The sequence below is a fragment of the Streptomyces sp. NPDC002588 genome, assembly GCF_040295925.1.
Classification (GTDB): domain Bacteria; phylum Actinomycetota; class Actinomycetes; order Streptomycetales; family Streptomycetaceae; genus Streptomyces.
Genome location: NZ_JBEOWF010000021.1, coordinates 106,742 through 123,918 on the forward strand (window position 1 = coordinate 106,742; position 17,177 = coordinate 123,918).

A 17,177-nucleotide genomic window follows, 5' to 3' on the forward strand; every position below is an offset into this window, starting at 1 on the left:
CCTCACGTCGATCACCCCGGACCAGATCGACACCGTGCTGCGCCCCAAGGTGGACGCAGCCGTGCACCTGCACCGGCTCACGCAGGACCGCGATCTGTCCGCGTTCGTCGTGTTCTCCTCGGCGGTCGCCGAACTCGGCAACCCGGGACAGGCGGTCTATGCGGCGGCCAACGCGTTCCTGGACGCATTCGCCCGGCACCGCAGGGCACAGGGCATCCCAGGACTGTCACTGGGCTGGGGGCTCTGGGCGGACGGCGTCGGCATGGCGCGACACCTGAACCCGGCCGAGGAAGCCCGGATGCGACGCGGCGGGCTGGCGGCGATCACCGCCGAGGAAGGACTCGCCCTCTTCGACGCGGCCCTGGCCGGCGTGCATGCCCACGTGCTGCCGGCCAGGCTGACCCGCCGCCGCCCGGCAGGGCCCACTCCCCCACCGCGCGGTGGCCTGCCCGGCCTGCTCGCACGACCCGAACCCGAGCGTGCCCGCGCGGTACTCGACCTCGTCCGCACGGAACTGGCGGCCCTGCTCGGCCATCCCGACCCACAGACCCTCGACCCGGACCGCTCCTTCAAGGATCTCGGGTTCGACTCGATGACCGGGGTCGAGTTCCGTAACAGACTGCACACCGTCACCGGGCTCAGGCTGCCCGCCACCGTCGTCTTCGAACACCCGACACCCACCGCGCTGGCAGGCCATCTGCTGGACGCCATCACGGGACACCGGTCCGAGTCCGACGGCGACGAGCCGGATCGCGGGCTCACCTCCACTGACGACGATCCGATCGTCATCATCGGCATGGCCTGCCGGTATCCGGGCGGTGTGGGCTCACCACGGGACCTGTGGCGACTGGTCGTCGAGGGCACCGACGCGATCTCGGGCTTCCCCGCCGACCGGGGATGGGACCTCGACGCGCTCTACGACGAGGACCCGGCGAAGACCGGCACCAGCTACACGAACCAGGGCGGTTTCCTGTACGACGCGGCCGACTTCGACGCGTCCTTCTTCGGCATCAGCCCCCGGGAGGCACTGGCCACCGATCCACAGCAGCGCCTCCTGCTCGAAACCGCGTGGGAGGGCCTGGAGCACGCCGGGATCGTCCCGGCGTCCTTGCGCGGCAGTGACACGGGTGTCTTCACCGGCGTCATGTACCACGACTACGCGGGCAGGTTGCAGGCCGTTCCCGACGACCTGGAAGGCCATCTGCTGATCGGCAACCAGGCCAGCGTCGCCTCCGGCCGGGTGGCGTACGTGCTCGGATGCGAGGGGCCCGCGGTCACCGTCGACACGGCATGTTCGTCGTCCCTGGTGTCACTGCACCTGGCCGCGCAGGCGCTGCGGTCCGGCGAGTGTTCCCTGGCCCTGGCAGGCGGCGTGGCCGTGATGTCCACACCGAGCACCTTCGTCGAGTTCAGCAGGCAGGGCGCGCTGTCGTCGGACGGCCGATGCAAGTCCTACGCCGATGCCGCCGACGGAACGGGCTGGTCCGAGGGCGTCGGCATGGTGGTGGTGGAACGGCTGTCCGACGCCCGACGCAACGGGCATCAGGTCCTCGCCGTGCTGCGGGGCAGCGCCGTCAACCAGGACGGCGCGTCCAACGGGCTGACCGCACCGAACGGCACGGCCCAGCAGCGCGTGATCCGGCGGGCACTGGCCAACGCCGGCCTGACGGCCTCCGACGTCGACGCCGTGGAAGGACACGGCACCGGCACCCGGCTGGGCGACCCGATCGAGGTGCAGGCGCTGCTGGCCACCTACGGCCGGCAGCGGCCGGCGGACCGCCCGCTGTGGCTCGGCTCGGTGAAGTCCAACCTGGGCCACACCCAGGCGGCCGCGGGCATGGCAGGCGTGATCAAAATGGTGCAGGCGATGCGGTACGGCTTACTGCCGCGGACCTTGCACGTCGATCAGCCGACGTCCCAGGCGGAATGGTCGGCAGGATCACTGCGACTGCTGACCGAGCCACAGCCGTGGCCGAGCGTCGGCCGGCCACGGCGGGCGGCGGTGTCCTCGTTCGGAATGAGCGGAACCAACGCACACGTCATTCTGGAAGCCCCGGAAACCGTCGAAGCCCCGGAACGAGTCGGCACCCCGCAGTCCGTCGACACCCCAGAACCCGTCGCCGCCCCCGCACGGGCCGGCACGGGCGCGGCCGCGCCGGTACCGTGGGTGCTCTCGGCCAAATCCCCCGAGGCACTGCACGCACAGGCCGCCCGGCTCCTGGACGTCGTCGACGAACTGGACGTCAAGGACGTCGCCCTGTCACTGGCGACAACCCGCACGGTGTTCGAACACCGTGCCGTCGTCGTCGGCGCGGACCGTGCTCAACTGCGGGCCCGGCTGGCGGGCTTGGCCGAGGGGCGGGACGTTCCGGGTGTGGTGACCGGCACGGCGAGTGAGGATCGCCGGGTGGTGTTCGTGTTTCCCGGGCAGGGCACGCAGTGGGCGGGGATGGCGAGTGAACTGCTCGGCACCTCCCCCGCGTTCGCCGACCGGATGGCCGAATGCGCGACCGCGCTGAGCCCGTTCGTCGACTGGTCCCTGCTCGACGTCATCCGGGACGGATCCGCTCTGGACCGGGTGGACGTGGTACAGCCGGCGCTGTTCGCGGTCATGGTGTCCCTCGCCGAACTGTGGCGGTCGTACGGGGTGACCCCGACCGCGGTGGTGGGACACTCCCAGGGCGAGATCGCCGCCGCCTGCGTGGCGGGCGCGCTGTCCCTCTCCGACGCGGCCCGGGTCGTGGCGGAACGCAGCAAGTCCCTCCGCCGGCTGTCCGGCCGGGGCGGGATGCTGTCGATCGTGCTCCCGGTGGGCGAAGTGCGGCAGCTTCTGGAGCCCTGGAGCGGCCGTCTGTGGATCGCGGCGACCAACGGCCCCGCGGCGGTGACGGTCTCCGGCGACCTCGACGCCCTCGACGAACTCGAACGCGAACTCTCCCGCCTGGGCAAGCTGCGCTGGCGCATCGCCGGCGCGGACTTCGCCGCCCACTCGGCACACGTCGAAGTCCTCCAGGAGGAGATCCAGACCTCCCTCACCACCATCACACCCCGCACGGGCAGCGTCCCCTTCCACTCCACCGTCACCGGCCAGCGGCACGACACCTCGACCCTCGACGCCGCCTACTGGTACCGCAACCTGCGTGAGCCGGTGCGGTTCGCGCAGGTCGTGCGAGACCTGGCCGGTCAGGGGCTGACGCACTTCGTCGAGGTGAGCCCGCAGCCGGTGTTGCTGCCCGCGGTCCAGGACATCGTGGACGCCGCCGGTGTGGCGGGTGCGGTGATCCCCACGCTGCGGCGTGACGACGGTGGGCTGCACCGGTACCTGACGTCGCTGGCCGAAGCGCATGTGCTCGGCGTCCCGGTCGACTGGACACCGGCTGTCCCCGGCGCGCTGCGGGCCGACCTGCCCACCTATCCGTTCCAGCGCCGCCGGTTCTGGCTGGAGCCGGGCACCACGTCGGCCGCGCACACGGCGGGCCACCCCTTGCTGACCGGCTGCGTCGTCCTCGCCGACGGCGCGGGACTCGTGCTGACCGGCAGTTGGTCGCCGGCCACGCATCCGTGGCTCGCCGACCATGCGGTGCTGGGCTCGGTGGTGGTGCCGGGTGCGGCGTTGGTGGAGCTGGCCGTTTGGGCGGGCGACCGGGTGGGGTGCGACCTGGTGGAGGAGCTGGTGCTCCAGGAGCCTTTGGTGGTGCCGGAGCGCGGGGTGCGGGTGCAGGTGCGGGTGGGTGCGGCGGACGAGACCGGACGCCGCGAACTGACCGTGTACTCCGGGTACTCCGGGCATTCCGGGTACTCCGGATCCGACGAGGACTGGCGACTGCACGCCTGCGGCTCACTCACGACCTCCGTGCCCTCCGCCGTGGACCCGGTGGCGTGGCCGCCGGACGGCGCCGCCGCGGTCGATGTGGGCGGGCTGTACGAGCGGCTGGCCGGTGTCGGGCTGGACTACGGTCCGACGTTCCGGGGACTTCGTACGGCATGGCGGCGGGATGCCGAGTTGTTCGCCGAAGTCGAGCTGCCGCACGGCGTGGAAGCGGACGGGTTCGGTGTGCACCCGGCACTGCTGGACGCCGCGTTGCACGCCCTCGAAACAGCCGCGGTCGAGAACGGCACGCCCCTTCTGCCGTTCTCCTGGAACGGTTTCCGGCTGCATGCCACCGGCGCTTCGGCTCTCCGGGTCCGGCTGAGGCCCACCGAGTCCGGCGGGATGTCGCTGACGGCCGTGGACCGCACCGGCGCGCCGGTCATCTCGATGGACTCGCTGAGCACGCGGCCGCTGACGGCCGACCGGCCGAGGACGCGCGAGGACTCGCTGTACCGCGTGAACTGGGTCGAGCGGACACCGGCGGCGACGCCCGCCGCCGCGCGGTGGGCGGTTCTCGGTACGGTCGGCGGACTGCCCGGCGAGCCCTTCGCGGACCTCGACGAGGTGGCCGGGGCCGCGCCGGACGTGGTGCTCGCGGCATGCCCGGTGTCCGGGGACGTGGTCCCGGCCGCGCACGAGTCGGTCCGTTGGGCGCTGGCGTTGCTGCGGTCCTGGATCGCGGACGAGCGGTTTTCCTCCGCACGGCTCGTCATCGTGACGCGGGGCGCCGTGGGTCCGGGCGACAACGTGGCCGCCGCACCGGTGTGGGGACTTCTCCGGTCGGCCCAGGCCGAACACCCGGACCGGTTCGTGCTGGTGGACCTGGACGACGACGAGGCGACCGGGGCCGTCCTGCCGGCCGCGCTCGACCTGGGCGAACCACAACTCGTGATACGGCAGGGCACGGTCCTGGCACCCCGGCTCGAACCGGCGCCCGGAGAAGCCGCCGTGTCGCCGATCGACCCGAGCGGCACGGTCCTGATCACGGGAGCCCCCGGCGCGTTGGGCAGTCTGGTCGCCCGCCGTCTCGTCACCGAACACGGAGTGCGCCATCTGCTGCTGGCCGGCCGCCGCGGTCCGGCGAGCGAGGGCGCGGCCGATCTGGAAGCCGAGTTGACCGGCCTGGGCGCCGAGGTCCGGCTGGCCGCCTGTGACGTCTCCGACCGGGCTGCCCTGGCCGCGTTGCTGGCAACGGTGCCGGGTGAGCACCCGCTGGTCGCGGTGGTGCACGCGGCAGGCGTGCTCGACGACGGTGTGATCTCGTCGATGACGGACGAGCAGGTGGACCGGGTGCTGCGGCCGAAGGTGGACGCCGCGTGGTGGCTGCACGAGCTGACCCTCGAGTCGGACCTGTCCGCGTTCGTGCTGTTCTCCTCGGCGGTCGGGGTGCTGGGCAATCCGGGCCAGGGCAACTACGGGGCGGCGAACGCGTTCCTGGACGCGCTCGCCGAACTGCGCCGCGGCCGGGGTCTGCCGGCCCAGTCGCTGGCGTGGGGCCTGTGGGCCGAGGCCAGCGGGATGACCAGGCGGCTCGACGCGACCGGGCTGCGGCAACGGCTGGCCCGGGCCGGCGTGGCCACCCTGTCCCCCTCGCACGGTCTCGCGCTCTTCGACGCGGCCATCGGCCGTTCGGACGCTGTTCTGGTGCCCGCCCGGCTGGATATGGCTACCGCCCGTCCCGCCGACACCAGCCCCCTGCTGCGCGGCTTGATGCCGGCACCGGTACGGCGCGTGGTGGACGACACGGCCGGACCGAGCCTGGCCGAACGCCTCGCCGTCCTGCCGGCGGCGGCGGGTGAACGTGCGGTCCTGGATCTGGTGCAGGCACAGACGGCCCTTGTGCTGGGGCACGACCGACCCGACGCGATCCGGTCGGACCAGTCCTTCAAGGAGGTCGGGTTCGATTCGCTCAGCGCGGTGCAACTGCGCAACAGACTGGGCGCGGAGACCGGTCTGCGGATACCCGCGTCCATCGTGTTCGACTACCCGACCCCGGTCGCGCTGGCCGCCCACCTGCGGGGGGAACTGCTCGGCGGGGAAGCTCCGGCCACGCAGAGCCCTGCCGCGGTGACGGCCGACGAGCCGATCGCGATCATCGGCATGGCGTGCCGGTTCCCGGGTGGTGTGCGCTCGCCCGAGGACTTGTGGGAACTGCTGCTACGGGGCGGGGACGCCATCGCCGAGTTCCCCTCCGACCGCGGCTGGGACATCGGCGAGCTGTACCACCCCGATCCCGACAGGCCCGGCAAGAGCTACACGCGCACCGGCGGGTTCCTCTACGACGCCGCGGACTTCGACCCGCAGTTCTTCGGCATCAGCCCGCGCGAGGCGCTGTCCATCGATCCGCAGCAGCGGCTGCTGCTGGAGACCTCGTGGGAGGCGTTCGAGCGGGCCGGAATCGACCCGGACACGGTGAGAGGCAGTCAGACCGGGGTCTTCGCCGGGGTGATGCAGCAGGACTACGGCTCCCGGCTGCGCCAGGTGCCCGAGGAACTCGAGGCCTACGTCGGTATCGGCAGCGCCGCCAGCGTGGCGTCCGGACGGGTGGCCTACACGTTCGGGCTGGAAGGGCCCGCCATGACCGTCGACACGGCGTGCTCGTCCTCGCTGGTGGCGTTGCACCTGGCCGCGCAGGCCCTGCGCAACGGCGAATGCTCGCTGGCGCTGGCGGGCGGGGCCACGGTGATGTCCACGCCGGGCCTGTTCGTCGAGTTCAGCCGCCAGCGCGCGCTGTCCCCCGACGGCCGGTGCAAGTCGTTCGCCGCGACCGCCGACGGGGCCGGCTGGGCCGAGGGGGTGGGCATGCTGCTCGTCGAGCGGCTGTCGGACGCCCGACGCAACGGGCACACCGTGTACGCGGTGATCCGAGGGTCGGCGGTCAACCAGGACGGCGCTTCGAACGGCATGACCGCGCCGAACGGCCCGGCCCAGCAGCGGGTGATCCGCCAGGCGCTGGCGGGAGCCCGGCTCTCCGAGTCCGATGTGGACGTGGTGGAGGCGCACGGCACCGGCACGGCTCTCGGCGACCCGATCGAAGCGCAGGCGTTGCTGGCGACCTACGGCCGGGACCGGGATCACCCGCTGTGGCTGGGATCGGTCAAGTCGAACATCGGACACACCCAGGCCGCCGCCGGTGTCGCCGGAGTCATCAAGACGGTCCTGGCCCTGCGGCACGCGACCCTGCCCCGGACCCTGCACGCGGACACGCCGACGCCCCATGTGGACTGGTCCTCCGGTCCGGTGCGGCTGTTGACCGAGAGCCGGCCCTGGCCCGTGAACGGCCGGCCGCGCCGCGCCGCGGTGTCCTCGTTCGGGATCAGCGGCACCAACGCGCACGTCGTCCTGGAACAGGCTCCGGACGTGGCGGCCGATGAGCGGCCCGACGCTCCTGTGCCGTTGCCGTGGATCCTGTCCGCACACACCGAGCCGGCCCTGCGCGCCCAGGCCGCCCGTCTGATGCAGGCCGCGGACTCGGCCGTACAGGACGTCGGGTACTCGCTCGCCACCACGCGACAGGCGTTCCAGCACCGGGCGGTCGTGCTGGGAACGGGCTCGGCGGCGATGCGGGGCGGGCTGGCCGCGCTCGCCGCGGGCGGTGCCGGCCCGGACCTGGTCCAGGGCGTGGCCGACACCGGCGCGCAGGTCGCGTTCGTGTTCCCCGGCCAGGGCTCGCAGTGGCCGGGGATGGCCTCCGAGCTGATGGAGTCCTCCCCGGTCTTCCGACAGGAGATCGAGGCGTGTGCCGAGGCGCTGGCGCCGTACGTGGACTGGTCCCTGACGGACGTCCTGACGGACGGGCGCGACCTGGATCGCGTGGACGTCGTCCAGCCGGCGCTGTTCGCCATGATGGCGGGGCTGGCCGCGCTGTGGCGTTCCCACGGCGTCCGGCCGGCCGCGGTGGCCGGCCACTCCCAGGGTGAGATCGCCGCCGCGTACGTGGCCGGTGCGCTGTCGTTGCAGGACGCCGCGCGTGTCGTGGCACTGCGCAGCCAGGCCCTGGCCACGTTGTCCGGCGGGGGCGGTATGGTCTCCGTCCCGCTCCCGCTCGATCAGGTCCGGGTCCGTGCGCAGGCGTGGGGTGAGCGGCTGTCCATCGCCGCGGTCAACGGGCCGAACGCGGTCGTGGTGTCCGGTGATTCCGAAGCCCTCGACGGCCTGGTGGCCCAGTGCAGGACCGACGGTGTGCGCGCGCGCCGGATCGCGGTGGACTACGCCTCCCATTCGGCACAGATGGAAGCGGTCCGCGAACAGCTGTTGACCGTCCTCGCGCCGGTCGCCCCGCGTCCGGCGGAGATTCCGCTTCATTCCACGGTCACCGGCGAGCCGATCGACACCACGTGCATGGACGCCGCGTACTGGTACCGCAACCTGCGTGAGACCGTCCGCCTCGACGCGGTCGTGCGCGGCCTGGCCGAGGCCGGAATCGGCGCGTTCATCGAGGTGAGCCCGCATCCGGTACTCACGGCGGCCATCCGGGAAACGGCGGAGAACACGGCTGTGATCGGGTCGTTGCGCCGGGACGACGGCGGCCCGGACCGATTCCTCACCGCGCTGGCCGAGGCGTATGTGCGAGGCGTCGAAGTGCATTGGGGCGAGGCCTTCGCCGGGTTGGACGCACGCCGGGTGGATCTGCCGACCTATCCGTTCCAACGGCAGCGGTACTGGTTGCCGAGCGGTGCGCAGGCACCGGCCGACGACGCGTTCTGGACGGCGGTGGACAGCGGTGACGCCGAGGTGCTGGGCCGGACGCTGTCGTTGGACGCGGATGACGACTCGGAGTCGCTGCGCACGGTGATGTCGGTGTTGTCCGCATACCGGCGGCACATCAGTGAAGCGTCGGCCGTGGACTCCTGGCGGTACCGGATCGCTTGGCGGCCGATGCCGGAGACGTCTTCGGCGTCGTTGGCCGGCAGCTGGCTCGTGGTGGTCCCGCTCCAGGGCGTGGAGCGGGAATGGATCCACGGATGTGTCGATGCGCTGACCGCGGCGGGCGCGCGAGTCGTCGAGGTCGAGGTCGACCCGGGCGACACCGGTCGGGAGGCACTCGCCGCCCGGCTCCGCGCTGCCACCGACTCCCCCGTGGAGGGTGTGCTGTCCCTGCTGGCGCTGGACGAGCGGCCGAGTCCGGTCGTGCCCGCGGGCTTCACCGGCACCGTGGCACTGGTGCAGGCGCTCGGCGATGCCGGACTGTCCGCTCCGCTGTGGTGCGCCACCCGTGGCGCCGTGGCCGTGCGCGAGGGCGAACAACTGGCGAGTATCCGGCAGGCGTTGACGTGGGGGCTGGGCCTGGTGGCCTGCGTGGAGCACCCCGACCGCTGGGGCGGACTGGTCGATCTGCCCGCCACGATGGACGCCGGTGCCGGGGCGGGGCTGTGTGCGCTCCTCGCCGCGACGACCGGCGAGGACCAGGCGGCGGTGCGTTCCTCCGGTGTGTTCGTGCGCCGGCTGGTACCCGCCGGCCGCGCCGCGGAAGGCGACTCGTCGTGGCGTCCTCGAGGGACGGTGCTGGTCACCGGGGGCACCGGAGCGCTCGGAGCGCGGGTGGCCCGATGGCTGGCACGCGAGGGAGCCGAACATCTCCTGCTGGTCAGTCGCCGCGGCCGGGACGCACCGGGTGCGCCGGAACTCGAGGCGGAGCTGACCGAAGCCGGCGTCCGGGTCACCCTGGCCGCGTGCGACGTGTCCGACCGCGCGGCCCTGGCCGGGCTGCTCTCCACGGTGCCCGCGCCGACGGCGGTGGTGCACACGGCGGCCGTGCTCGACGACGGCACCGTCAGTGCCCTGACCCCGGACCAGTTGGACCGCTCGCTGCGGGTCAAGATGGGCGGCGCGCTCAACCTGCACGAGCTCACGAAGGACCTCGGACTCTCCGCCTTCGTGGTGTTCTCGTCGCTCGGCGGCACGATCGGGTTGCCCGGACAGGGGAACTACGCGCCGGGCAACGCGTTCCTGGACGCACTGGCCCGGCACCGCAGAGATCTCGGTCTGCCCGCGACATCGGTGGCCTGGGGAGCGTGGGCCGGTGGCGGCATGGCGCGTGGCGCGGTCTCTGGAACCCTCCGACGGCACGGTCTGCCGGAGATGGAGCCGGAGCTGGCACTCACCGCGCTGGGCCGGGCACTGGCGGCCGACGAGACGTACGTGGCCGTCGCCGAGGTCGACTGGAGCCGTTTCCACGTCGCCTTCACCGCCTTGCGGCCGAGCCCGCTGCTGCGGGAAGTGCCCGAGGTCCGCGAGCTCACGGCCCGGACGGGTGCCGCGGGAGAACCCGGCTCCGCAGAGCAGTCGTTCGCCGGACGACTCGCCGCACTGTCCGAGGAGGACCGTGCACGCCATCTGCTGGAGCTGGTCGGTTCGCACGTCGCGGCCGTCCTGGGGCATGCGGGCGGAGGTGACGTGGCCACGGACCGCGCCTTCCAGCAGCTCGGCCTCGACTCGGTCACCGGAGTCGAACTGCGCAACCGGCTGGGCGCGGCGACGGGTCTGACCCTGCCGGCGACCACGGTGTTCGACCATCCGACACCGAGCGCGCTGGCCGGCTACCTCGCGAGCCGGCTCGCCCACGACGGGAACGCCCCGGGCGACGAGTTCGACCGGCTGGCGGCAAGGCTCTCGTCGGCGAACAGCACCGAGCGCGCACACCTCACCATGCGGCTGCGCTCGCTGCTCGTGAAGTGGAGCGACTCCGGCGAGGACGGCGCGGACGCGGCCGAGTCCCTGCGGACGGCCGATGACGACGAGCTGTTCTCGTTCATCGACAAGGACCTGGGAGTGTCATGACCACGAGCAATGAGGACAAGCTCCGCGACTACCTCCGCAGGGTCACGGCGGATCTGCACAGGACGCAGCAGCGGTTGCTCGACATGGAGTCGCGGGACCAGGAGCCGATCGCGATCGTGGCGATGAGCTGCCGTTACCCGGGCGGCGTGCGCTCCCCGGAGGACCTCTGGGAGCTGGTCCGGGCGGGTCGTGAGGGAATCTCACAGTTCCCCGTCGATCGCGGCTGGGACCTGTCCGCCCTCTACCATCCGGACCCCGACCACCCCGGCACCTCCTACGTGCGCGAAGGCGGATTCCTGTACGACGCCGCGGACTTCGACGCCGCGTTCTTCGACATCTCCCCCCGTGAGGCCCTGGCCATGGACCCGCAGCAGCGTCTGTTGCTGGAGACCTCGTGGGAGGCGTTCGAACGCGCCGGAATCGACCCGGTGTCGTTGCGCGGCAGCGACACCGGTGTGTTCACCGGTGTCACCTATCAGGACTACTGGTCACGCCTCGGCCAGGCGCCCGAGGAACTCGCGGGCCACCTGGTGACCGGGAACACCGCGAGTGTCGCGTCCGGCCGCGTGGCGTACGCCTTCGGCCTGGAAGGCCCCGCGATCACCTTGGACACCGCGTGTTCGTCGTCCCTCGTGGCACTGCACTGGGCGGCGCACGCGCTGCGGTCCCGCGAGTGCTCGCTGGCCCTGGCCGGCGGTGTGGTGGTGATGGCCGCGCCGGACGTGTTCATCGAGTTCGGCCGGCAACGCGGACTGGCACAGGACGGCAGGTGCCGGGCCTTCTCCGCGGACGCAGGCGGTTTTGGCGCCGCCGAAGGCGTGGGTCTGCTCCTGCTGGAGCGGCTGTCGGACGCCCGCCGCAACGGACACCCGGTGCTGGCGGTGGTCCGTGGCTCGGCGGTCAACCAGGACGGCGCGTCGAACGGGCTCACCGCACCGAGCGGACCGGCACAGGAACGGGTGATCGCGCAGGCGCTGGCCAACGCCCGGCTGGCCGCGTCCGACGTGGACGCCGTGGAGGCGCACGGAACCGGCACCCAGCTCGGTGACCCCATCGAGGCACGGGCGCTGATCGCGACCTATGGCCGGGGACGGGAGCGGCCGTTGTGGCTGGGGTCGGTCAAGTCGAACATCGGGCACACCCAGGCGGCCGCGGGCGCGGCAGGTGTGATCAAGATGGTGATGGCCCTCAAGAACGGGGTTCTGCCGCGGACGCTGCATGCGGACGTCCCGTCGCCGCACGTGGACTGGTCCGCCGGGAACCTGTCGCTGCTGACCGAGCCCGTGCCGTGGGAGGGAAACGGGCGCCCGAGGCGGGCTGCGGTGTCGTCCTTCGGAGTCAGCGGTACGAACGCGCACGTGATCCTCGAGGAGGCCGGGCCCGGTCCGGACGAGGGACGGCCCGCCACCGGCCCCGACCTGGTGCCGTGGGTGTTGTCCGGCCGGACGCAGGACGCGTTGCGCGGCCAGGCGGGGCGGTTGGCGGAGTACCTGCGCGCCACGCCGGACGTGTCGGTCGCGGACGTCGCGTACAACCTGGCCACGACACGTGCCGTCCTCGAACACCGGGCCGTGGTGGTCGGGCGTGACCGTGACGAGCTGGTACGCGGGCTCGACGCGCTGAGCGCGGGCGCGCCTGCGGCCGGCGTGGTGCGCGGGGCCGGCACGGTGACCGGCAGAGTGGCGTTCGTCTTCCCGGGGCAGGGCACGCAGTGGACCGGGATGGCCCGTGAGCTGCTGGACACGGAACCGGTGTTCGCGGCTCGGATGGCCGAGTGCGCCGCTGTTGTCGGCGAGTACGTCGACTGGTCGGTGCTCGATGTGGTGCGGGGTGCCGACGGCGCGCCGGGACCGGACCGGGTGGACGTGGTCCAGCCGGTGCTGTTCGCGATCATGGTGTCCTTGGCGGACGTATGGCGTTCCTACGGTGTCGTGCCCGCGGCCGTCGTGGGGCACTCCCAGGGCGAGATCGCGGCCGCCTGCGTGGCGGGCGCGCTGTCGCTGCGCGATGCGGCACGGGTGGTCGTGATGCGCAGCAGGGCGCTGCGGCGGCTGTGCGGCCGGGGCGGGATGCTCTCGGTGGTCGCGCCGGGCGCCGACGTGGCGGCCATGCTGGGACCGTGGGACGGCCGGTTGTGGGTCGCGGCGGTGAACGGCCCCGCCGCGGTGACGGTCTCCGGTGACATCGACGCCCTCGACGAGTACGAACGCGAGCTCTCCCGCCGGGGCGTGCTGCGCTGGCGCCTGGCCGGAGTGGACTTCGCCGCGCACTGCGCTCATGTCGAGGCGATCCGGGCCGAGATCGAAGCCGGCCTCACCGGTATCGCGCCGCGCGACAGCGAGATCCCGTTCTACTCCACGGTGGACGGCGGCCGGATCGACACGAGCGGGCTGGACGGGGAGTACTGGTATCGCAACCTGCGGCAGACCGTTCGGTTCGAGTCCGCGATCCGGGCGCTGATCGGCGACGGGTTCACCGCCTTCGTCGAATCGAGTGCGCATCCCGTGCTGACTGTCGGCATGCAGGACACCGCGGACGCGATGGGTGTGGACATCGCCGCCCTGGGCTCGCTGCGCCGGGACGAGGGCGGTCTGCGGCGGTTCCTCACCTCACTGGCCGACGCCCACGTCGCCGGCGTGGGCATCACATGGGACAGAGCGTTCGGGGACGTTCCCAGGCGCCATGTCGATCTGCCCACCTACGCCTTCCAGCGACAGCGCTACTGGCTGGCGGACACCGACGACCCCGGCGACGCGTCCCGGATCGGGCTCGACATCACCGGACATCCCTTGCTGGGCGCCGCGATGGCGCTGCCGAAGTCCGACGGCGTGGTGCTGACCGGACGCGTCTCGCTGCGATCCCATCCCTGGCTGGCGGACCACACCGTGTTCGGTTCGGTGCTGGTACCCGGCACCGCGTTCGTCGACATGGCCGTCCGCGCCGGCGACGAGGTCGGCTGCGGTCACATCGGCGAACTCACCCTGGAAAAACCGCTGATACTTCCGCAGACCGCCGGTGTCCACATCAGAGTGTCGGTGGAGGCCCCGGACGATTCGGGTGACCGGGCGTTGAGCGTGCACAGCCGCCCCGAAGACTCGCCCCCGGGCACACCGTGGACTCGGCACGCGGTCGGCACTCTGACGTCGAGCGATCCGGCGCAGCCGTCGGCGGTGCTCGGGGCATGGCCGCCCACGGGCGCCGCACCGGTGGACCTGGACGACTTCTACGACCGGCTGAACGACGTCGGTCTGGGATACGGCCCGGCGTTCAGGGGCTTACGGGCCGTATGGCGGCTCGGCGACGAGATCTTCGCCGAGGCGGTGCTGCCGGAGAACGGCGAGACCCGCGGGTTCGGGCTGCATCCCGTCCTGCTGGACTCCGCGCTCCAGGCACTGCTGACCGACCTGCTCGACGGGAACGCCGCCGGGACCGGACCGGGACAGGTCCGGCTGCCGTTCTCCTGGGCCGGTGCGAGCCTGCACGCGGTGGGCGCCGGCCACGTGCGTGCCCGGCTCTCCCCGAACGGTCCCGGTTCGGTGGCCGTGGCGGTGACCGACGAGTCCGGTCAGCCGGTGGCGTCGGTCCGGTCGCTCGTGACGCGGGCCGCCACCGCTCAGCACCTGGACGCGGCGAGCGATTCGCTGTACCGGGTGGAGTGGACGCCCCTCGCGGCGGCCCCGGCGTCGTCCCTCGGCCGGTGTGCGGTCGTCGGGACCGATGGGCTCGGCCTGCGAGCCGGACTCGAAGCGGCGGGTTTCCAGGTGGAGGCGTGCTCCGGACTGGACGCTCTGCCGGGCGATCCGGGGGATGCCGTACCTGAGGTCGTGCTCGTACCGGTCATCGCCCGCGACGGCGACACGAGGACGACCCTGCGCGAGACGCTCGAACTGGCACAGCGATGGCTCGGTGACGAGACTCTGGCCGGATCACGGCTCGCGGTGGTGACGCGCGGTGCCGTCGCCACGCATGCCCGAGAGGACGTGCCGGATCTCACCGCCGCGCCGACGTGGGGCTTGCTGCGATCCGCGCAGTCGGAGCACCCCGACCGGTTCGTGCTGATCGATGTGGACGACACCACGGACTGTGGCCGGTCGCTGGCCGACGCGGTGGGCTCCGGCGAGCCGCAAGTGGCCGTCCGCGGCGGCGCCCTGCTTGTCCCGCGACTGGTCCGGGGCGCCTCGGCCGGAGTCCTGACGCCGCCCTCGGGCTCGCGCACCTGGCGCCTGGACACCATGCGAACAGGCACGATCGACGGCCTCGCGCTGGTCGACCACCCGCAGGCGCGCGAGGCGCTGCCCGCCGGGCACGTCCGGATCGCCGTGCGTGCCGCCGGGCTCAACTTCCGTGACGTGCTGATCGCCCTGGGCATGTATCCCGGCGATGCGGTCATGGGCACCGAGGGCTCCGGAATCGTGCTGGAGACCGCTGCGGACATCTCCGATCTCCACCCCGGGGACCGGGTCTTCGGGCTGTTGGGCGGTGGTGTCGGACCGGTCACCGTGGTCGATCGGCGCATGCTCGCGGTGATGCCGGACGGTTGGTCGTTCGTGCAGGCCGCGTCCGTGCCCGCGGTCTTCCTGACGGCGTTCTACGGGCTGGTCGACCTGGCGGATCTGCGGCCGGGCGAGTCCGTCCTGGTGCATGCGGCAGCCGGCGGTGTGGGGATGGCGGCGGTCCAGCTGGCCAGACATCTCGGGGCCGATGTCTTCGGCACCGCGGGTCTCTCGAAGTGGGACGTGCTGCGATCGTCCGGGATGGCCGAGGGGCACATCGCCTCTTCCCGGAATGCCGACTTCGAAGGGCAGTTCCGCGACGTCACCGAGGGCGCGGGCGTGGACGTGGTGCTCAACTCGCTGGTCGGGGACCTCATGGACGCGTCACTGCGGTTGTTGCCGCGAGGCGGCCGGTTCCTGGACATGGGCAAGACCGACATCCGGATGCCCTCCGACGTGGCCGCGGCACATCCGGGCGTCGCGTACCGCGCGTTCGACCTGCTCGAGGCAGGCCCGGAACGGATCGGACAGATGCTCGGCGAAATCGTGGAACTGTTCGAGAAGGGAGCCCTGCGGCATGTGCCGGTGACCACCTGGGACGTCCGACACGCACCTGAGGCGTTCCGGTACATGAGCCAGGCACGGCACATCGGCAAGATCGTGTTCACGGTTCCCGCCGCGATCGATCCCCACGGCACCGTGCTCGTCACGGGCGGAACCGGAACACTCGGCCGCGCGGTGGCACGTCACCTCGTCACCGAACACGGGGCACGGCGACTGATGCTGGTCAGCCGACGGGGCATGGCGGCCCCCGGAGCGGACGACCTGGTGACCGAACTGACGGCGCGGGGGGTGGACGTGTCCGTGACCGCGTGCGACGTCGCCGACCGCGCCGCCGTCGAGGCCGTCCTGGCGACGGTGCCCGCCGAGAACCCGCTGACCGCGGTGGTGCACACCGCGGGAGCCCTGGACGACGGCGTGATCGAGTCGTTGACGCCGGAACGGTTCGACACGGTGACACGTCCGAAGATCGACGCCGCGGGTCATCTGCACGCATTGACCCGGGACGCGGACCTCGCGGTCTTCGCCCTGTTCTCCTCTGCCGCCGGGCTGCTCGGCGCGCCCGGACAGGGGAACTACGCGGCCGCCAACACCTTCCTGGACGCGCTCGCCCATCACCGGACGGCGCAGGGGCTGCCGGCGGTGTCCCTCGCGTGGGGCCTGTGGAGTGAGCGGACCGGCATGACGAGCCACTTGGATTCCGCGGACCTGCGGCGCAAGGCCCAGCGCGGCGTGCTGGCGCTGTCCACCGAGGAAGGTCTCGCGCTGTTCGACGCCGCGCTGGGAGTCGGCGAACCGGTGCTGGCACCGGTCAGGCTCGACACATCCGAACTGCGCGGTGGGCGACTGCCCATGCTCCAGGGCGTCCTGGGCGCGCCGGCCCGGCGAACTGTCAGCAGCACGGGTGATCCGCGGTCCCTGACCCGACGCTTGATCGAACTGCCACCGGGTGAACGGCAACAGACGCTGGTGGACCTGGTGCGCAGCCACGCGGCGGCCGTGCTGGGCTTCACCGGGCGGGACGAGATCAGGGCTCGGCGCGGCTTCCAGGAGCAGGGTTTCGATTCGCTCACCGGGGTCGAACTGCGCAACCGGCTCAAGTCGGTGACCGGCCTGCGGCTGCCCGCGACGCTCGTGTTCGACCACCCGACCCCGGTCGCGCTCGGCCAGTTCCTTCAAGCGCAACTCGTTCCGGACGGCACGGCCGACGCGCACGGCGCCCTCGCCGCGCTGCACGGGCTGGAGAGCGCCCTGGCCGGGCTCGCTTCCGACGCCCCGGCGCGCGCACAGGTGATGGCGCGGTTGAAAGCCCTGGTCTCGGCCGAGAACGGGGCCCTGCCCGCCGATGTGAGCGACCTCGATGCGGCGACCGACGACGAACTGTTCCACATGGTCGACGACCAGGCCGGAGGGTGACGCCACATGTCGAACGAGTCGAACGACGACAAGCTCCGCGAGTACCTCAAGCGGTC

2 protein-coding genes (1 of these 2 cut by a window edge) are annotated in these 17,177 nt (G+C 72.3%); both read left to right on the forward strand.

Annotation, left to right across the window (positions count from 1 at the left end; translation table 11 throughout):
* On the forward strand, nt 1-10,651 hold the 3' portion of the coding sequence (locus ABT057_RS24535) for a type I polyketide synthase (protein WP_352345711.1). 6,212 nt of this gene lie to the left of the window's left edge; the window shows 10,651 of its 16,863 coding nt (coding positions 6,213-16,863); its start codon lies beyond the left edge, outside the window; it ends in the stop codon at nt 10,649-10,651.
* Entirely contained in the window at nt 10,648-17,121 is a 6,474-nt protein-coding gene (locus tag ABT057_RS24540; protein ID WP_352345712.1) for an SDR family NAD(P)-dependent oxidoreductase, read from the forward strand. The genes ABT057_RS24535 and ABT057_RS24540 overlap by 4 nt, the downstream gene beginning before the upstream one ends.
* Nucleotides 17,122-17,177: the final 56 nt, after the last annotated feature.